The sequence below is a fragment of the Herbaspirillum sp. NPDC101396 genome, from assembly GCF_044767365.1.
GTDB lineage: Bacteria > Pseudomonadota > Gammaproteobacteria > Burkholderiales > Burkholderiaceae_D > Herbaspirillum.
The window spans coordinates 1,073,687-1,093,231 of record NZ_JBIWNT010000001.1 but is presented as its reverse complement, the minus strand read 5'-3'; the positions used below and the strand labels follow the sequence as shown (position 1 = coordinate 1,093,231).

Below are 19,545 nucleotides of genomic sequence, written 5' to 3'. Positions count from 1 at the left end.
GCCATCTCCGGCATGATCAAGCCCAAGGGCGGCACCGTCACCCTGGGCGGCAAGGACGTCACCGGCCAGGACTCGCACAAGATCGCGCGCGCCGGCCTGGCCCATTCGCCCGAAGGCCGTCGCGTCTTCGCCACCATGAGCGTCACCGACAACCTGCTGCTGGGCGCGTTCCCGCGCTTCACGCGGGCACGTCCCAAGGGCGACATCGCCCATGATCTGGAACGCGCATTGGAACTGTTCCCGCGCCTCAAGGAGCGCCAGACGCAACTGGCCGGCACCTTGTCCGGCGGCGAACAGCAGATGCTTGCGATGGCCCGCGCCGTGATGCTCAATCCGGAAGTGATCCTGCTCGACGAACCATCGATGGGCCTCGCGCCCATCCTGGTCGAAGAGGTGTTTCGCATCATCTTGCGTTTGAAGGAACAGGGGATTACGATGCTGCTGGTGGAACAATTCGCCGCAGCAGCATTGAACGTCGCCGACTACGGCTACGTCCTGGAAAACGGCAAGATTTCCGTGCACGGCCCGGCCGACAAGCTACAGAACGACCCGGCGGTGCAAGCAGCATATCTCGGCGGTGGCGCACATCACTAATTATTAAAACGCCAAGCCGGCAACCGGATACTCAGGCGTCCAGCACGCTGGACGCAGGGTATATTAAGGAGGAGACATACCTCTGAGACCTGACTAGGGTGCGCCGCGGCGCACCTTTTCTTTTTTGAGGACCGGAAAGAGTCCATGTTGGTACGCGGGCATGCCGATCCTGCCTCAACGTCGCGGCGATTCTCTTCTCCGCCGCGGTACTTCTTCTCCGTCCTGGCCGGCGCCATGCGCCTGTCTGCAAACAAGCGTATTCTAAGTGCCTGACGCCGACATCCGCCGCCTGAACGCTGGCGATTTTCGGGTGTTCCCGAATCCGATCCGACCGACTGAAGAAGCGAGATTTTGCGAAATATCGATCCATTTTCCGTTCGATTGTTTTTGGCAATTCTGGAAGAAGGCAGCATTGCCAAGGCCGCCGCGCGCGAATGCATTGTCGCCTCCGCGGTCAGCAAGCGCATCGGCGAGTTGGAAGCCTTGTTCCGTGTTCCCTTGCTCGAACGCAGCGTCAAAGGCGTGACACCGACGCCCGCCGGTGAGGCTTTGCAGCATCATGCGCGCATGCTGTTGCAGACCATGGAGCGCATGTACGGCGAAATGTCGGAATACGTCGAAGGCGTGCGCGGTCGCGTCAAAGTGCAGGCCAGTGTGTCGTCGTTGTCGTCGCGCCTGCCGGGCGACATTCAGGATTTCGTCGGGGTCCATCACGGCATCAAGATCGAACTGGAAGAATCGTCCACGCCGGTCATTTTCCGTGCCGTGGTCGAAGGCAATGCCGACGTCGGCATTGCCCCGGAGATTTCCAGCCTCGAAGGATTACAGACCTTTCCGTATCGCACGCTGAGTCTTGCTGTCGTGATGCCGATCGGCCATCCTCTCGCAGCACACAAGCAGATCGCCTATGTCGATACGCTGGAATATGAGCAGGTCGAGTTGTCCCGCGCCAGCGCCATGGCCTCGCTTCTCGATCACGCAGCGCTCAATTTCAACCAGCCCAAGCACACGCATATCCGGGTGATCTCGTATGAAACCATCTGCCGCATGGTGGCATGCGGCATGGGCATCGGCGTGGTGCCGCTGTTCTTTGCTCATTCTCACGGCCAGACCTTCGGCCTCAAATTCATTCCGCTCAGCGATTCGTGGGCGCGTCCCATGATCTGCATCGCCGTGCGCGAAGGGGCGCAACTGACACCCGCCGCCAAGGCATTTGTCGAGCACATGAAGCAGCGCGGCGTCGAGGAGCGCTTCCAGCACAGCCTGTTCGACGTCATGAATCTCCATCGCACATAACAAGCAGACAAGCAGATCCTTGTTCGTCCGAGGGCAGTTTTTCAGACCATCCCTTTCCGTCACCGTCCGGTGTGCAACTCCTCATTTCAGTTTCCGAGCCATCTCGTTTCGAGATGGGGGGATTTCTGAATGATTGCTTGTTGCTCCGAAGGCCAAGCCACAGAATCCCTCCATGCCTGCTGTTCCGACAGCCGGCTGTGAAATCCATAAAGAGCGGCGGGCAGCGAAATGCTGCACTGCCAATCACACATTATTTCGAGACAATTTCACTGTGAGGAGTCCCCATGCTGACCCTGACGCCAGACGACGTCGAATTCATCGGCAACGATATCGAACGAGGAGAATGCGTACTTGCCACCAAATCCGGCGATCTGTTTTTGCCGGATCGCCGCGGCGGCATCAACATCATCCATCCCGACGGCACTACTGAGCGCACGATGGCGCGCGGTGCGCCGGAAGGGTTCTTGCCCAACGGCATCGCCTTGCTCCCGAACAGGGACTTCCTGATGGCCGATCTCGGGCCGGGCGGGGGTGTCTGGCACATGTCGCGCACCGGTGAAATGTCGCCGCTGCTGTTGGAGCTGAACGGCCGTAAACTGGAGCCGACCAACTTCGTCGGCATCGATCGCCTCGGGCGGACCTGGGTCACGGTCAGTACACGCCTGGTGCCGCGCGAGCAATCGATGAAGAAGGGACATGCCGACGGCTACATCGTGCTGATCGACGATCGTGGCGCACGGGTGGTCGCCGAAGGCATCGGCTTCACCAACGAAGCCATCGTCGACCCGAGCGGCAAATGGCTGTATGTCAACGAAACCATTGCGCGCTGCACCAGTCGTTTTCCGATCCGCGACGACGGCAGCCTGGGCCGCAAGGAAGTCTTCGCACAGTACGGCGCCGGCACCTTCCCCGACGGATTCACGTTCGATGAAGAAGGCGGCATCTGGATCGTCAGCGTGGTCAGCAACCGCGTCATCCGCGCCACCCCCGACGGCAAGCAGCATGTGGTGCTTGAAGACGTCGACCGCACCTGGCTGGAAGAAGTGGAGCAGGCATTCCAGAACGGCACCTATACGCGCAAGCATCTGGATTCCGGCGGCCAGCGCAAGATGGCCAATCTGTCCGGCATCAGCTTCGGCGGCCCCGACCTGAAAACCGTTTATCTGGCGTCGCTGTTCGGCCAGCGCGTCGCCAGTTTCCGCTCGCCGGTCGCCGGCGCGGCGCCGGTGCACTGGGAGTTCTGAACACCACTTGCGCCAGCCGCCGGCACAGGCGGCGACGCAAGGTTTTTCCTACCCGCATTCCATAAGCGGGACTATAGACCAGCAAGGAGACAAAAATGCGAAACAAATTGTTCGTAGGCTTATTTGCAGCCTTCATCGGCGTGTCGGGTTTATCCGCCTTGAGCGGCCAGGCCGTGGCGCAGACTCAGCCCAAGACCATCAAGATGGCGACCATCGCCATCACCAACAGCCCCTGGCATAAAGCGCTGCAGCACTTCAAGGAACTGGTCGACAAGGAAAGCAAAGGACGCTATTCGGTCAGCCTCTATACCGACGGCCAGCTCGGCGACATTCCTCAATTGCTGTCAGCCATGCAGGTCGGCACCGTCGACATGGGCTACTTCGGCTTGTCGTCGATCAGCTTCGTGCGCGGCGGCGAACCGCTCAACATCATTTACGTTCCTTACCTGTTCAAGAACGGCGAGTGGGCGGAAAAGATCCTGAACAACGCCGAATTCAACGGCATCTATGAAAAGGTCGCCGCTTCTTCTGGCGTGCGCGTCTTCGGCGCCTGGGGCCAGCGTTCCGCGCGCGCCATCCAGACCACCAAGGGACCGATCCGCAAGCCGGAAGACCTGCGCGGCATGCGTTTGCGGATTCCGACCATTCCGATCCTGAAAGCGTCGTTCGAGCGCATCGGCGTGCAGGTAACGCCGATGGGCATGATGGAAATCTACAGCGCGCTCTCGCGCGGCATGATCGACGGCCAGGACAACGGCTTCGATCTGTCCATTCCGGCCAAATACCATGAGACCGCGAAGTTCTGGTCGGCCACCGATCACGTCTATGAAATCGTCGGCTTCTTCGTTTCCGAACGACTGTGGAAGACACTCTCCGACGCCGACAAGGCCATGTTCAAAAAAGCCGCGCAGGAAGCCGGCGCGGTGACCACCGACCTGACCAAGAAGTTTGAAAAGGAAAGTATCGACACCCTCAAGGCCGCCGGCGCCACCTATGTCGTACCCGACAAGGCCGCCTTCCGCGCAGCATTTGCCGGCGTGGAAAAGAGTCAGGACGGCAAGCTGTGGCCGGCCGGTCTGGTTGATCGCGTCCACAAAGAGCAGGGTGATTGATCATGAACATCACCGATCCCCTGGAGGCGGTCATGGTCAAGCAGCCGCTCAGGACGCACGATGGCGATGAACGGGAAGAAGCCGCACGCCGCGATCGTGAGGACAATCGCGATGACAGGCAAACCGCGCCGCTGCCGGTCAGAGTGCTCGACATGGCCACGCGCGTGGTCCTGGTGGCGGCGCTGGCGGCGGTGCTGATATTCACCGTGGGCCAGGTGATCGACCGCTACGTCGTCAAGTCGACCTTCGATGCCTATGACCAATATGCCCGCGTCGGCCTGATGTGGCTGACCTTCATCGGCATCGCAGCGGGCGTGCGCGATCGCGTCAACATCCGCATCGAGTTGCTGAGTCACTTTGCGCCGCCGCGTTTCCGCAACGCGATCGCGATTGTGCTCGACCTCGCGATGCTGGCGGTGTCGGTCATCATCCTGATGGTGGGCCTGCCTTTGCTGGAAGTGGGCGGCTATCAGGTCATCATGGGCACGTCGATGACCTACGAGATGATGTATACCGCCTTGCTCAGCGGCATGGGCCTGATGATCGTGTTCCTGCTGCTGCGCCTGGCCGATCGTTGCACCGGCGGCCGCTTCCGTTTTTCCCCGAAGGAGGACGACGATGATCATCATCATTAGCGTATTGATGTTCTTCCTGTTGCTGATGATCGGGCTCGACGTCGGCTATTCGATGATCGTCGCGGCGCTGGCGGGCATGTTCTTCCATGCCGGCAGCCCGGTCGATCCGGTGATGGCGCCGATGACGCTGATGTCCAACGTCGACAGCGCTGCGCTGGTGGCGGTGCCGCTGTTCGTGCTGGCCGGCGAGATCATGAACCAGGGCGGCCTCACGCGCCGGCTGGTGGAATGGGCTACCGCCATGGTCGGCCATTTCCGCGGCAGCCTGTCGCAAGTCGCGATGACCACCAACCTGGTCATGGCCGGCATCTCCGGTTCCGCCGTGGCCGACGCCACCGCGACCGGCGCGATGCTGATCCCGGCCATGAAGAAGGAAGGCTACAAGCCCGGCTACGCCGCCGCCGTCATCGCCGCCGGCGCCTTGCTGGGGCCGATCCTGCCGCCGTCGATCCCGATGGTGATCTACGCCGTGATCGCGAACATTTCTGTCGCCAAGCTGTTCCTCGGGGGCATCGTGCCGGCCATGATGTTGTTCGGCGGTTTCGTGACGATCTGTTCCTATACCGCCAAGCGCCATCACTACCTGGCCAAGCCGCGCGTGCAATGGCGCGAGCAGGTGCGCAGTACGCGTATCGCGATCTGGGCGCTGATGGTGCCGCTGTTGGTGATCGTCGGCATCCGTTCCGGCTGGATCACCGAGACCGAAGCCGGCGGCGCGATCTGCATCTACGCTATCGTGGTGGGTGTGCTGATTTACCGCGACCTGCGTTTCCGCGATCTGGCCAAGGTGTTCTTTTCGGCGGGTAAGACGTCTGCGGTGATCATGTTCTTGCTCGCAGCAGCGGGGCCGTTCTCGTGGCTGATGAGCGAGGCCCACATCGCCACCACGATCTCGCACGCAGTGCTGGGAATCTCCAAGGACCCACTGGTGGTGCTGCTCGTGGTGAACGTGATGCTGCTGGTGGTCGGGATGGTGTTCGAACCGCTGCCGGCGCTGGTGATGTTCGTGCCGACGCTGCTGCCGATCCAGGCGGCGCTGGGCATCGACCCCATCCATTTCGCCACGGTGGTGATCGTCAATCTGATGATCGGCATGCTGCATCCGCCGGTGGGATTGCTGATCCTGATTACCTCCGCCATCGGCAAGGTGCGGATCTGGTCGGTCGCGGTGGAGACCTTGCCGTTCCTCGGCTGGTCGCTGGTCGTGCTGATCCTGATCTCCGTGTTTCCGCATCTGGTGACGTGGTTGCCGACGCTGCTGGTTAAATAAGCGAAACGTTCTGATTTCAGTCGCACTTTTTTGAATGCATTTTGAGTAAAGGAAAGACCATGAAAAACCCCTCAGCAACATCCTCCGGCAAGCCCGGCAATTGGGTCGACATCATCGAAGTCGGTACGCGCGACGGCCTGCAGATCGAGGCGAAGATCATCCCCGCCGCCAAGAAGGTCGAGATCATCAACGCCATGATAGACAGCGGCTTGCGCCAGTTCGAAGTGACTTCGTTCGTCTCGCCCAAGGCGGTGCCGCAACTGGCGGATGCGGTTGAAGTGATGGCCGGCGTCAGGCGCCGCGCCGACACGTGCCTGATGGCGCTGGTGCCAAATGTCAAGGGCGCAGAGCGCGCCGCTGCAACCGGTCTGGATGCGGCAGTGCTGTTTTGCTCGGCATCCGAAACCCACAACTTCAAGAACCTGAACCGTCGCATCCAGGACAGCATCGACGGCTTCGCTCCCATCATGGAGACCTTGCAGAAGGCCGACATCGGCGCGGTCGGTGCGGTGGCGACAGCGTTCGGTTGCCCGTTCGAAGGCGAGATCGAAACCGTCAACATGTTGCGCATCGTGCGCGCCTACGTCGCGCTCGGCATCGATCACCTGACGCTGGGCGACACCACCGGCATGGCCACGCCCAACAACGTGCGTTCCACCGTGCGCATGTTGCAGGACCAGTTCCCGCAGCTCAAGATCAGCCTGCATTTGCACAACACGCGCGGCGTCGGTCTCGCCAATGTCGTGGTCGGACTGGAAGAGGGGATACGCCGCTTCGATTCTTCGGTCGGCGGCCTCGGCGGTTGTCCGTTTGCGGCCGGCGCGACCGGCAACATCTGCACCGAAGACCTGGTCTACCTGCTGGCCGAGAGCGGCTACGAAACCGGCGTCGACCTGCGCAAATCCATTGATGTCGCACTCATGATGGAACAGGCGCTCGAAAAGCCGTTGCCTGGCCAGGTGATGCGGGCGGGCGAGCGGCTCAAGCTGCATCCGAGCAGCGCCGTGCCGACTGCGGCAGGCTAGGAGGCCGACAATGCAACAACCTCTCTCCGGCATCCGGGTCATCGATCTCACGCGTATTCTCTCCGGTCCGTTCTGCACGATGCTGCTGGGCGACATGGGCGCGGACGTCATCAAGATCGAAGGAACGAAAGAAGGCGATCCGATCCGCAAGGCCGGCGCCGGCGTCAACGGTTTCAGCTGGTATTTCGCCTCGTTCAATCGCAACAAGCGTTCGATGGCCCTGGATCTGCGCTCCGACGCCGGCAAGGAGGTACTACTGAAGTTGCTGCAAAGCGCCGACGTGCTGGTGGAGAATTTTCGCCCCGGGGTGCTGGCCGAAATGGGATTCGGTGAAGAGCGTCTGAAGCAGATCAATCCGCGGCTGGTGGTCGCCAGCATCACCGGCTACGGTTCCAGCGGGCCGTATGCAGAGCGACCGGCATTCGATTTCGTGATCCAAGCCATGAGCGGTTTCATGAGCACCAACGGCGCCGAAGACCAGTCGCCGTTGCGCTGCGGTCCGCCTATCACCGATCTGGTGGCCGGCTTGTACGCCGCCTATGGCGTGGTCAATGCATTGCGTGCGCGCGACCAGAGCGGGCAGGGACAGCATGTGGATTCAGCCATGATGAATGGCATGCTCAGCATGTTTGCCTACCTGACATCCGACTATCTCGCCACCGGGGAGCTGCCGGTGCGCACCGGCAACGATCATCCCATCACTTCACCGTATGGCTTGTTCAATACCAGCGACGGCGAAATTGCCGTCGCGCCGAGCACCGATGACATCTTGCGGCGCTTGCTGGGTTTGTTGGGTCTCGGGCATCTGATGTCGGACGCGCGTTTCAATACGAACAAGCTGCGTATGTCGAACCGGCGGGAACTGAATATCTTGCTTGATGAGCGATTCAGCACCGACACCCAGGCCAACTGGATTCAGCGCCTGAACGACGGCGGCGTTCCTTGCGGCAAAGTGCAGAACGTCGGTGAAGCGTTGAGCGATCCCCAGATACGGCATCAGCAAATGGTGCTGGAGGTGGAGCATCCGGGGCGCGGGGCGGTCAGGATGGTCGGTTTTCCGGTCAAATTGTCGGGGTCGCCTTGCATTGTCAGATATCCGGCGCCGGAACACGGCGTGCATACCCAGGAGATACTGGCCGAACTGGGATTGACCTCAGCTAGCGATGCCGGTGTACCGGAAAAGATGGAATAGAGCATCGCGCTCACGGCAATGGCATGCCGGCAGTTCCTTGCATCCGGTCCGGTCGATCAAATATCGAAACTCTCCGGACATGGATGGCAAGGAGCATTTTCTTTTTTAAAAAACAGGCTTATCTTGCTTGCGTCAGATAACGTTTGCGCCAAGGCTTCAACACCAGCAACGCCAACACCGCAGCCAGAATATCCAGCGTAATCGCCGTCCCGAACACCGGATGCCAGCTACCGGTCTTCTCATGCATCAGCGCCGCCAGCGGTCCGCCCAGGATCGATCCAATCCCTTGCGAGATATACAGCCAGCCGTAGTTGGCTGTCGCGTTGCGCGTGCCGAAGGTGTCGGTCAGCGTCGACGGGAACAGTGAAAAGATCTCGCCCCAGCCGAAGAACACCACGCCCGACAACAGCACGAACAAGACCGCGTTGTCTCGCGTCATGAGCCACAGCGCCATGGCGACGCCTTCCAGTGCGAAGGCGAAGAACATGGTGTTTTCGCGGCCGAAATGATCCGACACCCAGCCGAAGAAAGGACGCGTCAAACCATTGGTCAGGCGGTCGATGGTCAGTGCCAGTGGCAGGGCGGCGAGGCCGAACACCATCACATTGGTGATGCCGAAGTCGCGTGCGAAGCTGGCCATTTGCGAGGTCACCATCAGGCCGGACGTCGACATCATGGTCATCATGCAGAACATCAGCCAGAACAGCGGCGTGCGCAGCATCTGGCGCGGCGCCAGGTCGTTGCCGGTGGATTGCGCGACGCGCGTTGCCGGCAGCGCCGTCATCGGGTCGGGCGAGCGCAGCGCTTGCGAGGCGATCACGCCGATCACGGCGAAGATGATGCCGAACTGCCACAGCGTGCTTTCCAGGCCCTGGCCGGCCAGCGCCGACGAGATCGGGAAGGTGGTCAGGATCGCGCCCATGCCGTAACCGGCGGCCACCATGCCGACCGCAAAGCCGCGACGATCAGGGAACCAGCGCACCATCTGGCCGACCACGCCGACATACACGATGCCGGTGCCGAGTCCGCCGACCAGGCCGTAGCTCAGGTACAGCATGCCGATGCTCGACGCCTGCGACGCCAGCACCCAGCTCAGGCCCGACATCAGCGTGCCGATCGAGATCAGCCGGCGCGCGCCGAAGCGTTCGATCAGGCCGCCCTGGAACGGCGAGAAGAAAGTCTGCAGCACGATCAGCATCGAGAAGGTGATCTGCAGCTCCGACAAGGGCACGCCGAGCTTGGCCGAGAGCGGCTTGGTGAACAGCGTCCAGACGTACTGCGGGCTGGAAATCGCCATCATGCAAATCAGGCTGATCAGCAGCTGGAACCAGCGATTCTGCAGCAATCCTGTGGCGCCGAGGGGCGCTGAGGCGTTGGTCAGGGTGGTCATGTTTTTCTCCTGGAATAAGTGGGAGCCGCAGGGGAATAGCGGGAAATGGCGCTTTGCAGGCCGTTGTCAATTTATGTATGCATAAATTTCAAGGGCAAAACGAATGCAGGAAGCGTGCCATTGGGCATGCTTTGCTTCAGGGCGATGGAAGAGTGCTGCGCATGCCGGAGAAAACCGGCAGTGTCAGGATAAAAGCGGCAGATGATCGGCCGGAAGTGCTGGCTGGGCGGGACTTTCAGCGCCCGGTAAGCTGCACTAAATGCGTGCTTCAGCCGAAGCGTTTGCGCCGTGCGGGTGCCGGCGAGGGGTGTTGGGCCATCTCGGTGCGGACTTGTTCAAGCCGGTCGATGGTGATTTGCTGGACCACCGCGTGGCTGTCCTGGATATGCCGTTCGGCCAAGGCGCCGGCGTGTGCGGGGTCGCCGGCGGCGATGGCGTCGAGGATGGCGATGTGTTCGTCGTAGGTGTCGCCGATGCAGTCGCCATAGGCGAAGTCGAGGCGGCGCATGATGCGGATATGGTCGGTGACCTGGCGGTAGACGGCGTCGGTTTCGGGATTGCCGGCGGCGGCCACCAGCGCCAGGTGGAAGCGTTCATCAAGTGCCGCCACCGCGAGGCCGTCGCTCAGGCGTTCGGCCGGGGCCACGCGCCAGACGGCGCCGGCTTCTTCCAGCAAGGCGGCGCGCGCCGGATTGGCTGAGGCCGCGCAGATGCGTCGCACCGCATGCAGCTCGATCATCTCGCGCAAGTCGTACAGCGCGGCGAAGCGTGAGAAATCGATCGGCACCACTTCCCAGCCGTTGCGGAAGTAGCCGCGCACCAAGCCTTCGCTTTGCAGCCGCATCAGTGCTTCGCGCACCGGCGTGCGTGAGACTTGCAGGCGCTCGGCGACATCGTTCTCGGCGAAGCGGTCGCCCGGCAGCAGGCGGAACGCGAAGATGTCGTCGCGCAGCTTTTCATAGACGGCCTCGGCCAGCCGCAGGGCGGGGCGCCGGGGCGGCTCGTCGGCAGGTGGCGGTGAGGCTTTCGATGTCATGCGTTGGCGTGTACGTGTGCGGAATGGAACGTGGCGTCAATGGTAGCGCATGCGATTTGCATGCGTCGCTTTATCTGCGCCGCCATTGACTCCATTTGTGCCGGTTGCAGCGGTTGCAGCGGTTGCAGCGTTTGCGCTATGCAGCCGTCGCCGCCGTTGCCGCGGTCCGCCGCATGATGTTGCGGTTGAGCCGCCACACCAGCGTCAGCGCCACCAGCGAGGTGCCGACGATGATGTAGCCCACGGTATCGAAATGCTGCAGCTTGCCGTCCACGCCGAACGAGACGATGTGCCCGGCGATGACCGAGGCGACGCCGCCGGACAATTGCTGGATCGACGCGCTGATGGCGTTGAAGGAGCCGCGCTGCGTGGCTGCCGGCACCGACGACACCAACGCCTGGAACGGGATCATGCGCGAGAAGATTCCCAGGAACAGGATCACGTTGACCACGATGATCACCGGCATGGTGATGCGGCCGAGGTGGGTGTAGACCAGCACCATGATCATCGACAGGCAAGTGCCGAACAGGAACACGCGGAACTTGCCGACGCGGTCGGCGGCGCGGCCGATCAGCGGGCCGAACACGATGGTGCACAGGCCGGTGATCAGGTAGACCGTCGGCAGGTGTTCGATGTCGATGCCCAGGTTGGCCACCAGGTAGGCGCTGCTGAACGGCATCAGCATGAAGCCGCCGGTCATCAGCAGGGCCGTCGTGGCGAAGGCGATCAGGTAGCTCGGCTCGGTCACGGTGTGGAACAGATGCATCCACGCGGTGTGTTCCTGCTTGAGCTTCAGATGCTCGGCCACCGGCTGCAATTTCCAGAACACGATGAGGCCGCCGACCAGGCCCATGCCGGCCATGGCGATGAAGGGGATGTGCCAGTTCCAGCGGCTCGACAGGTACAGGCCGATCGGGATGCCGAGCACCTGGCTCGCTGCGAATGCGGTCTGGATCATGCCCATGACGCGGCCGCGCATCTGCAGCGGGAACAGGTCGGTCGAGATCGCCAGCACGATGGAGCCGATCACGCCGCCGAACAGGCCGGTGACGATGCGCGCGATCAACAGGCTTTCAAAGGTCTGCGCCAGGCCGCACCACAGCGTGCCGATGATGAAGCCGGTATAGAAAAACAGCAGCAGTTTCTTGCGGTCGAAGCGGTCGGCGAAGCCGGCGGTCAGCAGGCCGGAGACGCCGGCGCTGAAGGCGTAGGCCGACACCACCAGGCCGAATTGCTGCGGCGTGATCTGCATGGCCGGCATGATCAGCGCGCCCAGCGGCGACATCAGCATGAAGTCGAGGATCACGGCGAATTGCAGGAAGGCCAGCACGCCGACGACGAACTTTTGGTAAGGAGAAAACTGTAAAGGAGCAGCAGGAGTTGCCGGGGTTGCAGAAGTCATGTTTTTTTCTTTCTTGGTGGAGCGGGCGTGCATGCGCTCGCCGTATTTATGTGTGCCGGTCGACCGGAGTGGGAGCGATGTTCAATCGGCAAGTCGACGGCAGCCGCGGTGGGAGCGCGGGGCCGAAGCCGGGGTTGGGGATTGATGGACAGGATGAAGACGGATCATGAGGGAAAATATTGTAGCCGAGACGAGAAATATTTCGCAGCGCCATCGTGGACGGCGTATGCGCGCCGCAACAGCGGTGACGCGATTACAATGGCGGCCTCCCTGACGGAAGGCAAGAACCGCCCATGACTGCACTGAACGACATCCACGCCGCAATATGGAAAGCACTCGCCGCAGGCGCCGGTCCGCAACGCACGCCGTTGACGATGTGGCAAGCCGCCACCAATGGCATCGGCGCGGCTGCCGGCATGCCGCAGGTGCGCACCGTGGTCTTGCGCGATGCGGACCAGCAGGGCGGTTCGATCTCCTTCCACACCGACATGCGTTCGGCCAAGGTCGCCGAGCTGCGCGCCGATCCGCGCATTGCCATGACCGGACTCGATCTCGACAACTTCGTGCAGATCCGCCTCGAAGGCCGCGCGCAGATCTGCGCCGACGAGGCCGAACGGCGCGCCATCTGGAGCGCCGCGCGACCGCATACGCTGATCCTGTACCGCACGCCGTTTGCACCGGGCACGCCGCTTGATGCGCCCGAAGCCGGTCATGTTCGGGAACCGGGCAGCGGCGACGGCTATGCGAATTTCTGCCCGGTGCGCGTGGTGCTGGACAAGCTCGAATATCTCGACATCTCTCCCGACGGCCACCGGCGCGCAGTGTTCCGCCGCAATGGCGATCAGTGGCCCGGCACGTGGGTGGCGCCATGAAGTTGGCATGATTTCTTTCCGGCAACGCCGATATTGACGAATCGCGCATCTCAGGTTGACTAAGCGGAGCTGGCAATATACTGTATATAAACACAGTATTCAATGCCTTATGCCTCCGCCATCTCTTGACATTATTGACAGTCCTCAAAGCATTCACAGCTCCCTCTGGCGCGCATCGCAGCTGGCGCGGGGCGGCGCGCGCTGTCTCGACACCGGCTTTGCGGAGCTGTCGGCGGAGTTGCCGGGGCATGGCTGGCCGACCGGGGCGCTGATCGACTTGCTGTTGCGGCAACCGGGAGCGGGCGAGTTGCGTTTGCTTGGCCCTGCCTTGAAAGCCTTGGCGCCGCGCCGTATTGCGCTGGTGCAGACGCCGCATGCGCCGCAAGCGATCGGCTGGCGCCAGCTGGGCGTTGATGCTGCACGCCTGCTGTCGGTGCGCGCCGCCACCAGCGCCGACGCCGCCTGGGCCGCCGAGCAGATACTGAAATCGGACAGTTGCGCCGTGCTGCTGTTCTGGCAGCGCAATCTGCGCAAGGAGAGCGTGCGCCGGCTGCATCTGGCGGCGCAGGGAGGCAATACCTTGTTCGTCATGCTGCGGCCGCTCAGTTGCGCCCAGGATGCCTCGCCGGCGCCGTTGCGGCTGTCGCTGACGGCCGCCGCGGGCGGCGTCGATATCGGCTTCGTCAAGCGGCGCGGTCCGCAACGCGACACCCCCTTGTTTGTTTCACTGCCTTCTCTGAATCTTTTGCATCATGCGTCTGTGGATCGCCGTACACCTGCCCCTGTTACCGCTGGAAGTGTTTTATCCGAACTGGTCGGATGAGGCTGACGCGGTCGTGCTGGAGCACACCCGCGTCATGGCGGCGTCGCAGCCGGCCTGCGACGCCGGCGTGCGTTACGGCATGCGCCGCGGCGGTGTGCTGGCCTTGCTGCCGCGCGCCCACATGCACGAGCGCGCCATCGAGCGCGAAGCGCAGGCGCTGTCCGGCGCCGCCACCGCGCTGCTGCAATACACGCCGCAAGCCGCCTTCAGCGACGACGCCACCATCGTGCTCGACATCGGCGCCAGCCTGCGTTTGTTCGGCGGCATTCGCGCCTTGTGCCGGCGCGTGCGCGCCACCGTGCGCCAGCTCGGCCTGACCGCCGCCGTCAGCTGCGCCCCGACCGCAGCCGGCGCCGCCTTGCTGGCGCGCCATTGCCATCTGCCGGGTCATCATCATCCGCGCACGCTGAGTAGGCCGCGCCTGCAGCGCCGCCTTGATCGCTTGCCGGTAAGCGCCTTGCCGGCCGCGCTGCCTTATCTCGACTGGCTCAAGGGAATCGGCTGCCGCAACCTCTCCGACCTGCGTGGTTTGCCGCGCGCCGGTCTGCAGCGGCGCGGCGACACCCGCATGCTGGATGCGCTCGATTGCGCCTACGGCGAAGCGACGGAACTGCATGCCTGGATAGAGACGCCGCCGAGCTTCCGCCAGCGCATCGAACTGACCGAGCGCATCGAACATGCCGAGGCTGCGCAGCACACCGTGCAAGCCTTGCTGGCGCAACTGTGCGGCTGGCTCACGGCGCGCCAGCTGGCGGTCACGCAGGTGTGCGTGCAACTGGAGCACGAACGCGGCCGCCAGGCCGTCGCGCCGACCGTGATCGAACTCGCCCTGGCCGAGCCGACCTGGCAGGACGCGCACCTGATCCGCTTGCTGAAAGAGCGCTTGGCGCAGCTCGAGATCAGTGCCCCCGTCATCGCCGTGGTGCTGGAAGCGGCGCGCACCGAAGCCATGGCGCCGGCCAGCGAGAGCCTGTTTCCCGAGCCGGGCGGCACACCGGAAGACTACAAGCGTCTGGTCGAATTGCTGGTGGCGCGGCTGGGCGCCGAACACGTGTTGCAGCCGTCGCCGCTGGCCGACTACCGGCCGGAGCAGGCCAACCGCTGGGTGTCCGTGATGGAGCCGGCCGCGCCGCTCGACGCGCGCCCGTTGCCGCCGCGTCCGGGCTGGCTGCTGGAAAAGCCGGTGGCGCTGGTCATGCGTCAGCACCGGCCGTATTACGGCTCGCGCCTGCGCCCGGTGTCGCCACCCGAACGCATCGAAGCCGGCTGGTGGAACGGGCTGCTGGTCACGCGCGACTACTACATCGCGGCAGGCGCCGATCATTGCCACTACTGGATCTATCGCGAGCGCATCGGCGATGTCGACGGTGTCGAACCGCATTGGTATCTGCACGGCGTGTTCGGCTGAGAGAGGTGCGCCATGCCTGAGAAGCCCACGTCGATGCCGGTGCGGATCCCCGATTACGCAGAACTGTTCTGCCTGTCCAACTTCACCTTCCTCGAAGGCGCTTCGCACGCCGAAGAGCTCGCCGCGCGCGCGGTGCAGCTGGGGTACACGGCGCTGGCCGTGACCGACGAATGTTCGCTGGCCGGCGTGGTGCGCGCGCATGTAGAGACCAAGGATTCCAAGCTGAAGCTGATCATCGGATCGTATTTCCGCATCGAATGGGAAGCAGGGCAGCCGCCGCTCACGCTGATCGCATTGGCGCAGAATCGCGAAGGTTACGGCAACCTGTCGGAGCTGATTACGCTTGGTCGCACGCGCGCCGAGAAGGGCAGCTACCGCATCGGCATTGAGGATTTTTCCGCGCCGCAGGCCTCGCATGCGCACTTGCGCGGTTTGCCCGATTGCCTGCTGGTATTGGCGCCGCATTATCCGGCCGACGCCACGTTGCTGGCGCAGCAGGCCGACTGGTTGGCGCGCACCTTTCCGCAGCGCGCCTGGCTAGGCCTGACCCAGCTGTACCGGCCGCTCGACGACCTGCATCGCGGCGTGGTCCAGGAGGCTGCCGAGTCCAGTCGATTGCCGGTGGTCGCAGTCGGCCAGGTCAACATGCACGTGCGTTCGCGCAAGCCCTTGCAGGACACGCTGACCGCCATCCGGCTCGGCAAGGCGGTCGGCGACTGCGGCTACGACCTGGCGCCGAACGCCGAGCAGCACCTGCGCTCGCGGTTGCGGCTGGCGAATATTTTTCCGGCGGCGGCGCTGGAAGAAAGCTTGCGCATCGCGTCCCTGTGCAACTTCAAGCTCAATGAACTGCGTTACGAATATCCCGAAGAACTGGTGCCTGAAGGCCAGACGCCCGCCGCGTATTTGCGGCAGGAAGCCTATCTCGGCGCCCACCTGCGCTATCCCGCCGGCATCCCGGAGTCAGTGTCCACACAGCTCGAACATGAGCTGACGCTGATCAACGACCTGGCTTACGAGCCGTACTTTTTGACCGTCTACGACATCGTGCGTTTCGCCAAGGACAACGGCATTCTGCGCCAGGGTCGCGGCTCGGCGGCCAACTCGGTGGTGTGCTATTGCCTTGGCGTGACCGAAGTCGATCCGACCTGTTCGACCATGCTGTTCGAACGCTTCATCAGCAAGGAGCGCGGCGAGCCGCCCGACATCGACGTCGACTTCGAGCACCAGCGGCGCGAAGAGGTGATCCAGTACATCTACCGCAAATACGGCCGCATGCGCGCCGCCATCGCCGCCGCCGTGCACACCTACCGGCCGCGCGGCGTGCTGCGCGACGTCGGCAAGGCGCTTGGCGTGGACGAGTCCATCGTCGACAAGGTGGCCAAGTCGCAGCAATGGTTCGATCATCGCGACAACCTGCTGGACCGCTTCGCCGAATGCGGCCTCGATCCGCAGTCGCCGATCGCACATCAGTGGGCCATCCTGGCGCGGCAATTGCTCAACTTCCCGCGGCATCTGTCGCAGCACAGCGGCGGCTTTGTGATTGCCCGCGACAAGCTGTCGCGGCTGGTGCCGATAGAAAACGCCGCCATGCCGGACCGCTCGGTGATCCAGTGGGACAAGGACGACCTCGAATCGCTCGGCCTGCTCAAGGTCGACGTGCTGGCGCTGGGCATGCTGTCGGCCTTGCGGCGCGCGCTGGAACTGGTCGCCAAGCGGCGCGGCATATCGTTCGAGCTGCAGGACATTCCGCGCGAAGATCCGGTCACCTACGACATGATCTGCCAGGCCGACACCATCGGCGTCTTCCAGATCGAAAGCCGCGCCCAGATGAGCATGCTGCCGCGCCTGAAACCGCGTCGCTTCTACGACCTCGTGGTGCAGGTGGCGATCGTGCGGCCGGGGCCGATCCAGGGGGGCATGGTCCATCCTTTTTTACGGCGGCGCGAAGGTCTGGAGCCGGAAACCTATCCCAAGGAAATATTGAAGCAGGCATTGGAACGCACACGCGGCGTGCCGATCTTCCAGGAGCAGGTAATGCAGATCGCCGTACTGGCGGCCGGCTTCACGCCCGGCGAGGCCGACGGCCTGCGGCGCGCGATGGCGGCGTGGAAGCGCAAGGGCGGCATGGACAAGTACCAGAAGAAACTGATCGACGGCATGCTCGAGCGCGGTTACACGCAAGAGTTTGCCGACGCCATCTTCCGCCAGATCCAGGGCTTCGGCGACTACGGTTTCCCCGAGAGTCACGCCGCCAGTTTCGCCAACCTGGCGTACTTCAGCAGCTGGATCAAATGCCATGAACCGGAAGCTTTCCTGTGCTCGCTGCTCAACAGCCAGCCCATGGGTTTTTACTCGCCGTCGCAACTGATCCAGGATGCGCGCCGCCATGGCGTGCGCGTGCTGCCGGCGGATGTGACGCGCAGCAATTGGGAAAGCGCGCTGGAAGAAGTCGGCGCCGAACGACCCGCCGTGCGCCTGGGCCTGTCGCTGATCGGCAGCCTCAAGGAAGAACCGTCCTTGCGCATCGAGCGGGCGCGCCTGGAACAAGCCTTCAGCGACTTGCAAGACCTGGCGCGGCGGGCCAACCTGCACAAGCGCGACCTGCAGGCGCTGGCTGCCGGAAATGCGCTGGTCACGCTCAGCGGCCACCGCCGCGAAGCCTTGTGGCAGGCGCTCGACGCCGCGCCCGCCAAAGACCTGCTGCGCGGCGCGCCGTCACGCGAAGAGACTTTGCAGTTGCCGGCGCCGTCCGAGGCCGAAGACATCGTCGCCGATTACCGCAGCGCCGGCATGACGCTGCGCCGCCATCCGCTGGCCTTGCTGCGCACCATCCTGACCAAACAGAAATTCCTGCCGCACGACGTGATGGCGACGTTCCAGGACGGCCAGTTCGCGCGCGGCTGCGGCATCGTCACGGTGCGCCAACGGCCGGGAACCGCCAAGGGCGTGCTGTTCCTCACCATCGAAGACGAGACCGGATCAACCAACGTCATCATCTGGCCCTCGCTGGTCGAGAAGCAGCGTAACGAAGTCCTCAACGCCTCCTTGCTGGGTGTCTACGGCATCTGGCAGACCCACGCCGGCGTCAAGCATCTGGTCGCCAAGCGGCTGGTCGATCTGTCGCACCTGCTGGGCGAGATCAACGTCCACAGCCGGGATTTTTGCTGAGTCATCTTTTGTGGCGGTTGCCATGAAATGCGTTTGAAGAAAGACGGTTGAGCAAGCAAAAATACCGCTGAAAAAAATAGCGTTCCTTGATAGAGTTGCGGGCGACAAAACACCGTCCATATTCGTCAGCCCGCCAACTACCTTGGGATCGCCATGCCGCCAGTACTCAACACCATCCTCATCTACGCAAAAAATCCACCCGCGACGGCCGCCTTCTACAGTCAGTTCTTCGGCTTCGAAACGTCAGGGGAAATGGTGGAGGGTCTGATCGAGCTGACCGCACCCGCCAGCGGCGCCAGCATCCTGATCCACCAGGCCGCCAAAAGCGTCAAGCTGGGCCAGGCTGGCGTGAAGCTCATGTTCAGCGTCGAGGATGTGGAAGACTTCAAAACGCAGAGCGCACAACGCGGTCTGGTCTTCGGCAGCACGCACCAGGCCAACGGCTATGCGTTTGCCAACGTCAAGGATCCCGATGGCAATTCGGTGGGCGTGTCGAGCAGGGCGTATCGGCTTGGATAAGCACCTCTCCAGAAGCGCAAGGCCCGCTCATGAAGGGGCTTTGTCGTCTCTACATGGATATATTGCTCAAGCGGAGGCGCGCAAGCCGGCGGCCTCTGCCGGCGTGGCATCTTGCTGCGTATGGAAATAGAATGTTGGAAGATAAAAATTAAAGGGGCAAGGGATGCAACGATACCAAGTCTGGAATCCTCATCCCGACGCGATGCCTGCCGTAAATATCATAGAAATAGTTGAGCGTTCAGCAGGCTTGCGAATACTTGTGCAGGAATATGAAACGGACAGGCTGCTTGCTATCTTCTTCGATACCCACGAAGCTTACCAACGACGTAATGAAAGCTGGGTTGCCGGAGAGGCATCTCGCACGGACGGGCTTGGAAAAGGGAGTTATTACGTGGTTGAAAATTCCTCATTCATCGCTCGTTTTTTTGCGGAGTCGCTTCTTCCAAGAAAAGGTATCCGGCATTTTTCAATCATCACCGATTCGCTCTGCATGGACATCCTTGCGACGGAAAATCCGAGAACTGAATATGTCAAAAAATAAGAATTTCTGGTCAAC

17 protein-coding genes are annotated in these 19,545 nt (G+C 62.5%); 14 read left to right on the top strand and 3 right to left on the bottom strand.

The features are described 5' to 3' along the window. From ACIROY_RS04915 to ACIROY_RS04880, 8 genes are all read left to right on the top strand, one after another. Positions 1-594: ABC transporter ATP-binding protein (locus ACIROY_RS04915; protein ID WP_402340111.1), on the top strand; the 594-nt coding region annotated here is incomplete at its 5' end. A 387-nt stretch (positions 595-981) separates the two neighbouring features. Beyond that, on the top strand, positions 982-1,890 hold the full coding sequence (locus tag ACIROY_RS04910; RefSeq protein WP_402270547.1) for a LysR family transcriptional regulator: 909 nt from the start codon (positions 982-984) through the stop codon (positions 1,888-1,890). A gap of 284 nt (positions 1,891-2,174) precedes the next feature. Beyond that, positions 2,175-3,134 (top strand): SMP-30/gluconolactonase/LRE family protein, encoded by a 960-nt coding sequence (locus ACIROY_RS04905; RefSeq protein WP_402270549.1) that lies wholly within the window; start codon positions 2,175-2,177, stop codon positions 3,132-3,134. A 95-nt stretch (positions 3,135-3,229) separates the two neighbouring features. Continuing rightward, positions 3,230-4,246 carry a TRAP transporter substrate-binding protein gene (locus ACIROY_RS04900; protein WP_402270551.1) on the top strand — a complete coding sequence of 339 codons (1,017 nt, stop codon included), beginning with the start codon at positions 3,230-3,232 and terminating at the stop codon, positions 4,244-4,246. Positions 4,247-4,248: 2 nt separating this feature from the next. After that, on the top strand, positions 4,249-4,881 hold the full coding sequence (locus ACIROY_RS04895) for a TRAP transporter small permease (RefSeq protein ID WP_402270553.1): 633 nt from the start codon (positions 4,249-4,251) through the stop codon (positions 4,879-4,881). Continuing rightward, positions 4,865-6,151, top strand: a complete 1,287-nt coding sequence (locus tag ACIROY_RS04890; RefSeq protein WP_402340108.1) for a TRAP transporter large permease — start codon at positions 4,865-4,867, stop codon at positions 6,149-6,151. Before ACIROY_RS04895 ends, ACIROY_RS04890 begins: the two co-directional genes overlap by 17 nt. Positions 6,152-6,210: 59 nt before the next feature. Next, positions 6,211-7,176, top strand: a complete 966-nt coding sequence (locus ACIROY_RS04885; RefSeq protein ID WP_402340105.1) for a hydroxymethylglutaryl-CoA lyase — start codon at positions 6,211-6,213, stop codon at positions 7,174-7,176. Positions 7,177-7,186: 10 nt separating this feature from the next. Then, complete coding sequence (locus ACIROY_RS04880; RefSeq protein ID WP_402340102.1) at positions 7,187-8,368, top strand: CaiB/BaiF CoA transferase family protein; 1,182 nt, start codon at positions 7,187-7,189, stop codon at positions 8,366-8,368. Positions 8,369-8,486: 118 nt separating this feature from the next. On the opposite strand, the gene oxlT is transcribed toward ACIROY_RS04880, so the two are convergent. The 3 genes from oxlT to ACIROY_RS04865 all read right to left on the bottom strand — a co-directional run bounded on the left by oxlT (position 8,487) and on the right by ACIROY_RS04865 (position 12,196). After that, complete coding sequence (gene oxlT / locus ACIROY_RS04875) at positions 8,487-9,758, bottom strand: oxalate/formate MFS antiporter (protein WP_402340100.1); 1,272 nt, start codon at positions 9,756-9,758, stop codon at positions 8,487-8,489. Between the two features lie 268 nt (positions 9,759-10,026). Continuing rightward, entirely contained in the window at positions 10,027-10,794 is a 768-nt protein-coding gene (locus tag ACIROY_RS04870) for a GntR family transcriptional regulator (RefSeq protein ID WP_402340097.1), read from the bottom strand. 136 nt (positions 10,795-10,930) lie between these two features. Then, positions 10,931-12,196, bottom strand: a complete 1,266-nt coding sequence (locus ACIROY_RS04865; RefSeq protein ID WP_402270564.1) for an MFS transporter — start codon at positions 12,194-12,196, stop codon at positions 10,931-10,933. 293 nt (positions 12,197-12,489) lie between these two features. On the opposite strand from ACIROY_RS04865, the gene ACIROY_RS04860 reads away from it, so the two are divergent. The 6 genes from ACIROY_RS04860 (at position 12,490) to ACIROY_RS04835 (ending at position 19,530) form a co-directional block, all read left to right on the top strand. Further along, complete coding sequence (locus ACIROY_RS04860; RefSeq protein ID WP_402270566.1) at positions 12,490-13,068, top strand: pyridoxamine 5'-phosphate oxidase family protein; 579 nt, start codon at positions 12,490-12,492, stop codon at positions 13,066-13,068. A gap of 109 nt (positions 13,069-13,177) precedes the next feature. Beyond that, a complete protein-coding gene (gene imuA / locus ACIROY_RS04855) occupies positions 13,178-13,891 on the top strand; it encodes a translesion DNA synthesis-associated protein ImuA (RefSeq protein WP_402270568.1) in 714 nt (237 codons plus the stop codon). Beyond that, complete coding sequence (locus ACIROY_RS04850) at positions 13,821-15,299, top strand: Y-family DNA polymerase (RefSeq protein ID WP_402340094.1); 1,479 nt, start codon at positions 13,821-13,823, stop codon at positions 15,297-15,299. The genes imuA and ACIROY_RS04850 overlap by 71 nt, the downstream gene beginning before the upstream one ends. A gap of 12 nt (positions 15,300-15,311) precedes the next feature. After that, a complete protein-coding gene (locus ACIROY_RS04845; RefSeq protein WP_402340091.1) occupies positions 15,312-18,470 on the top strand; it encodes an error-prone DNA polymerase in 3,159 nt (1,052 codons plus the stop codon). Positions 18,471-18,623: 153 nt separating this feature from the next. Beyond that, positions 18,624-18,989, top strand: coding sequence for a VOC family protein (locus tag ACIROY_RS04840; protein ID WP_402340088.1), 366 nt, complete (start codon positions 18,624-18,626; stop codon positions 18,987-18,989). Between the two features lie 163 nt (positions 18,990-19,152). Further along, positions 19,153-19,530, top strand: a complete 378-nt coding sequence (locus ACIROY_RS04835) for a hypothetical protein (protein WP_402340086.1) — start codon at positions 19,153-19,155, stop codon at positions 19,528-19,530. Positions 19,531-19,545 lie beyond the last annotated feature (15 nt).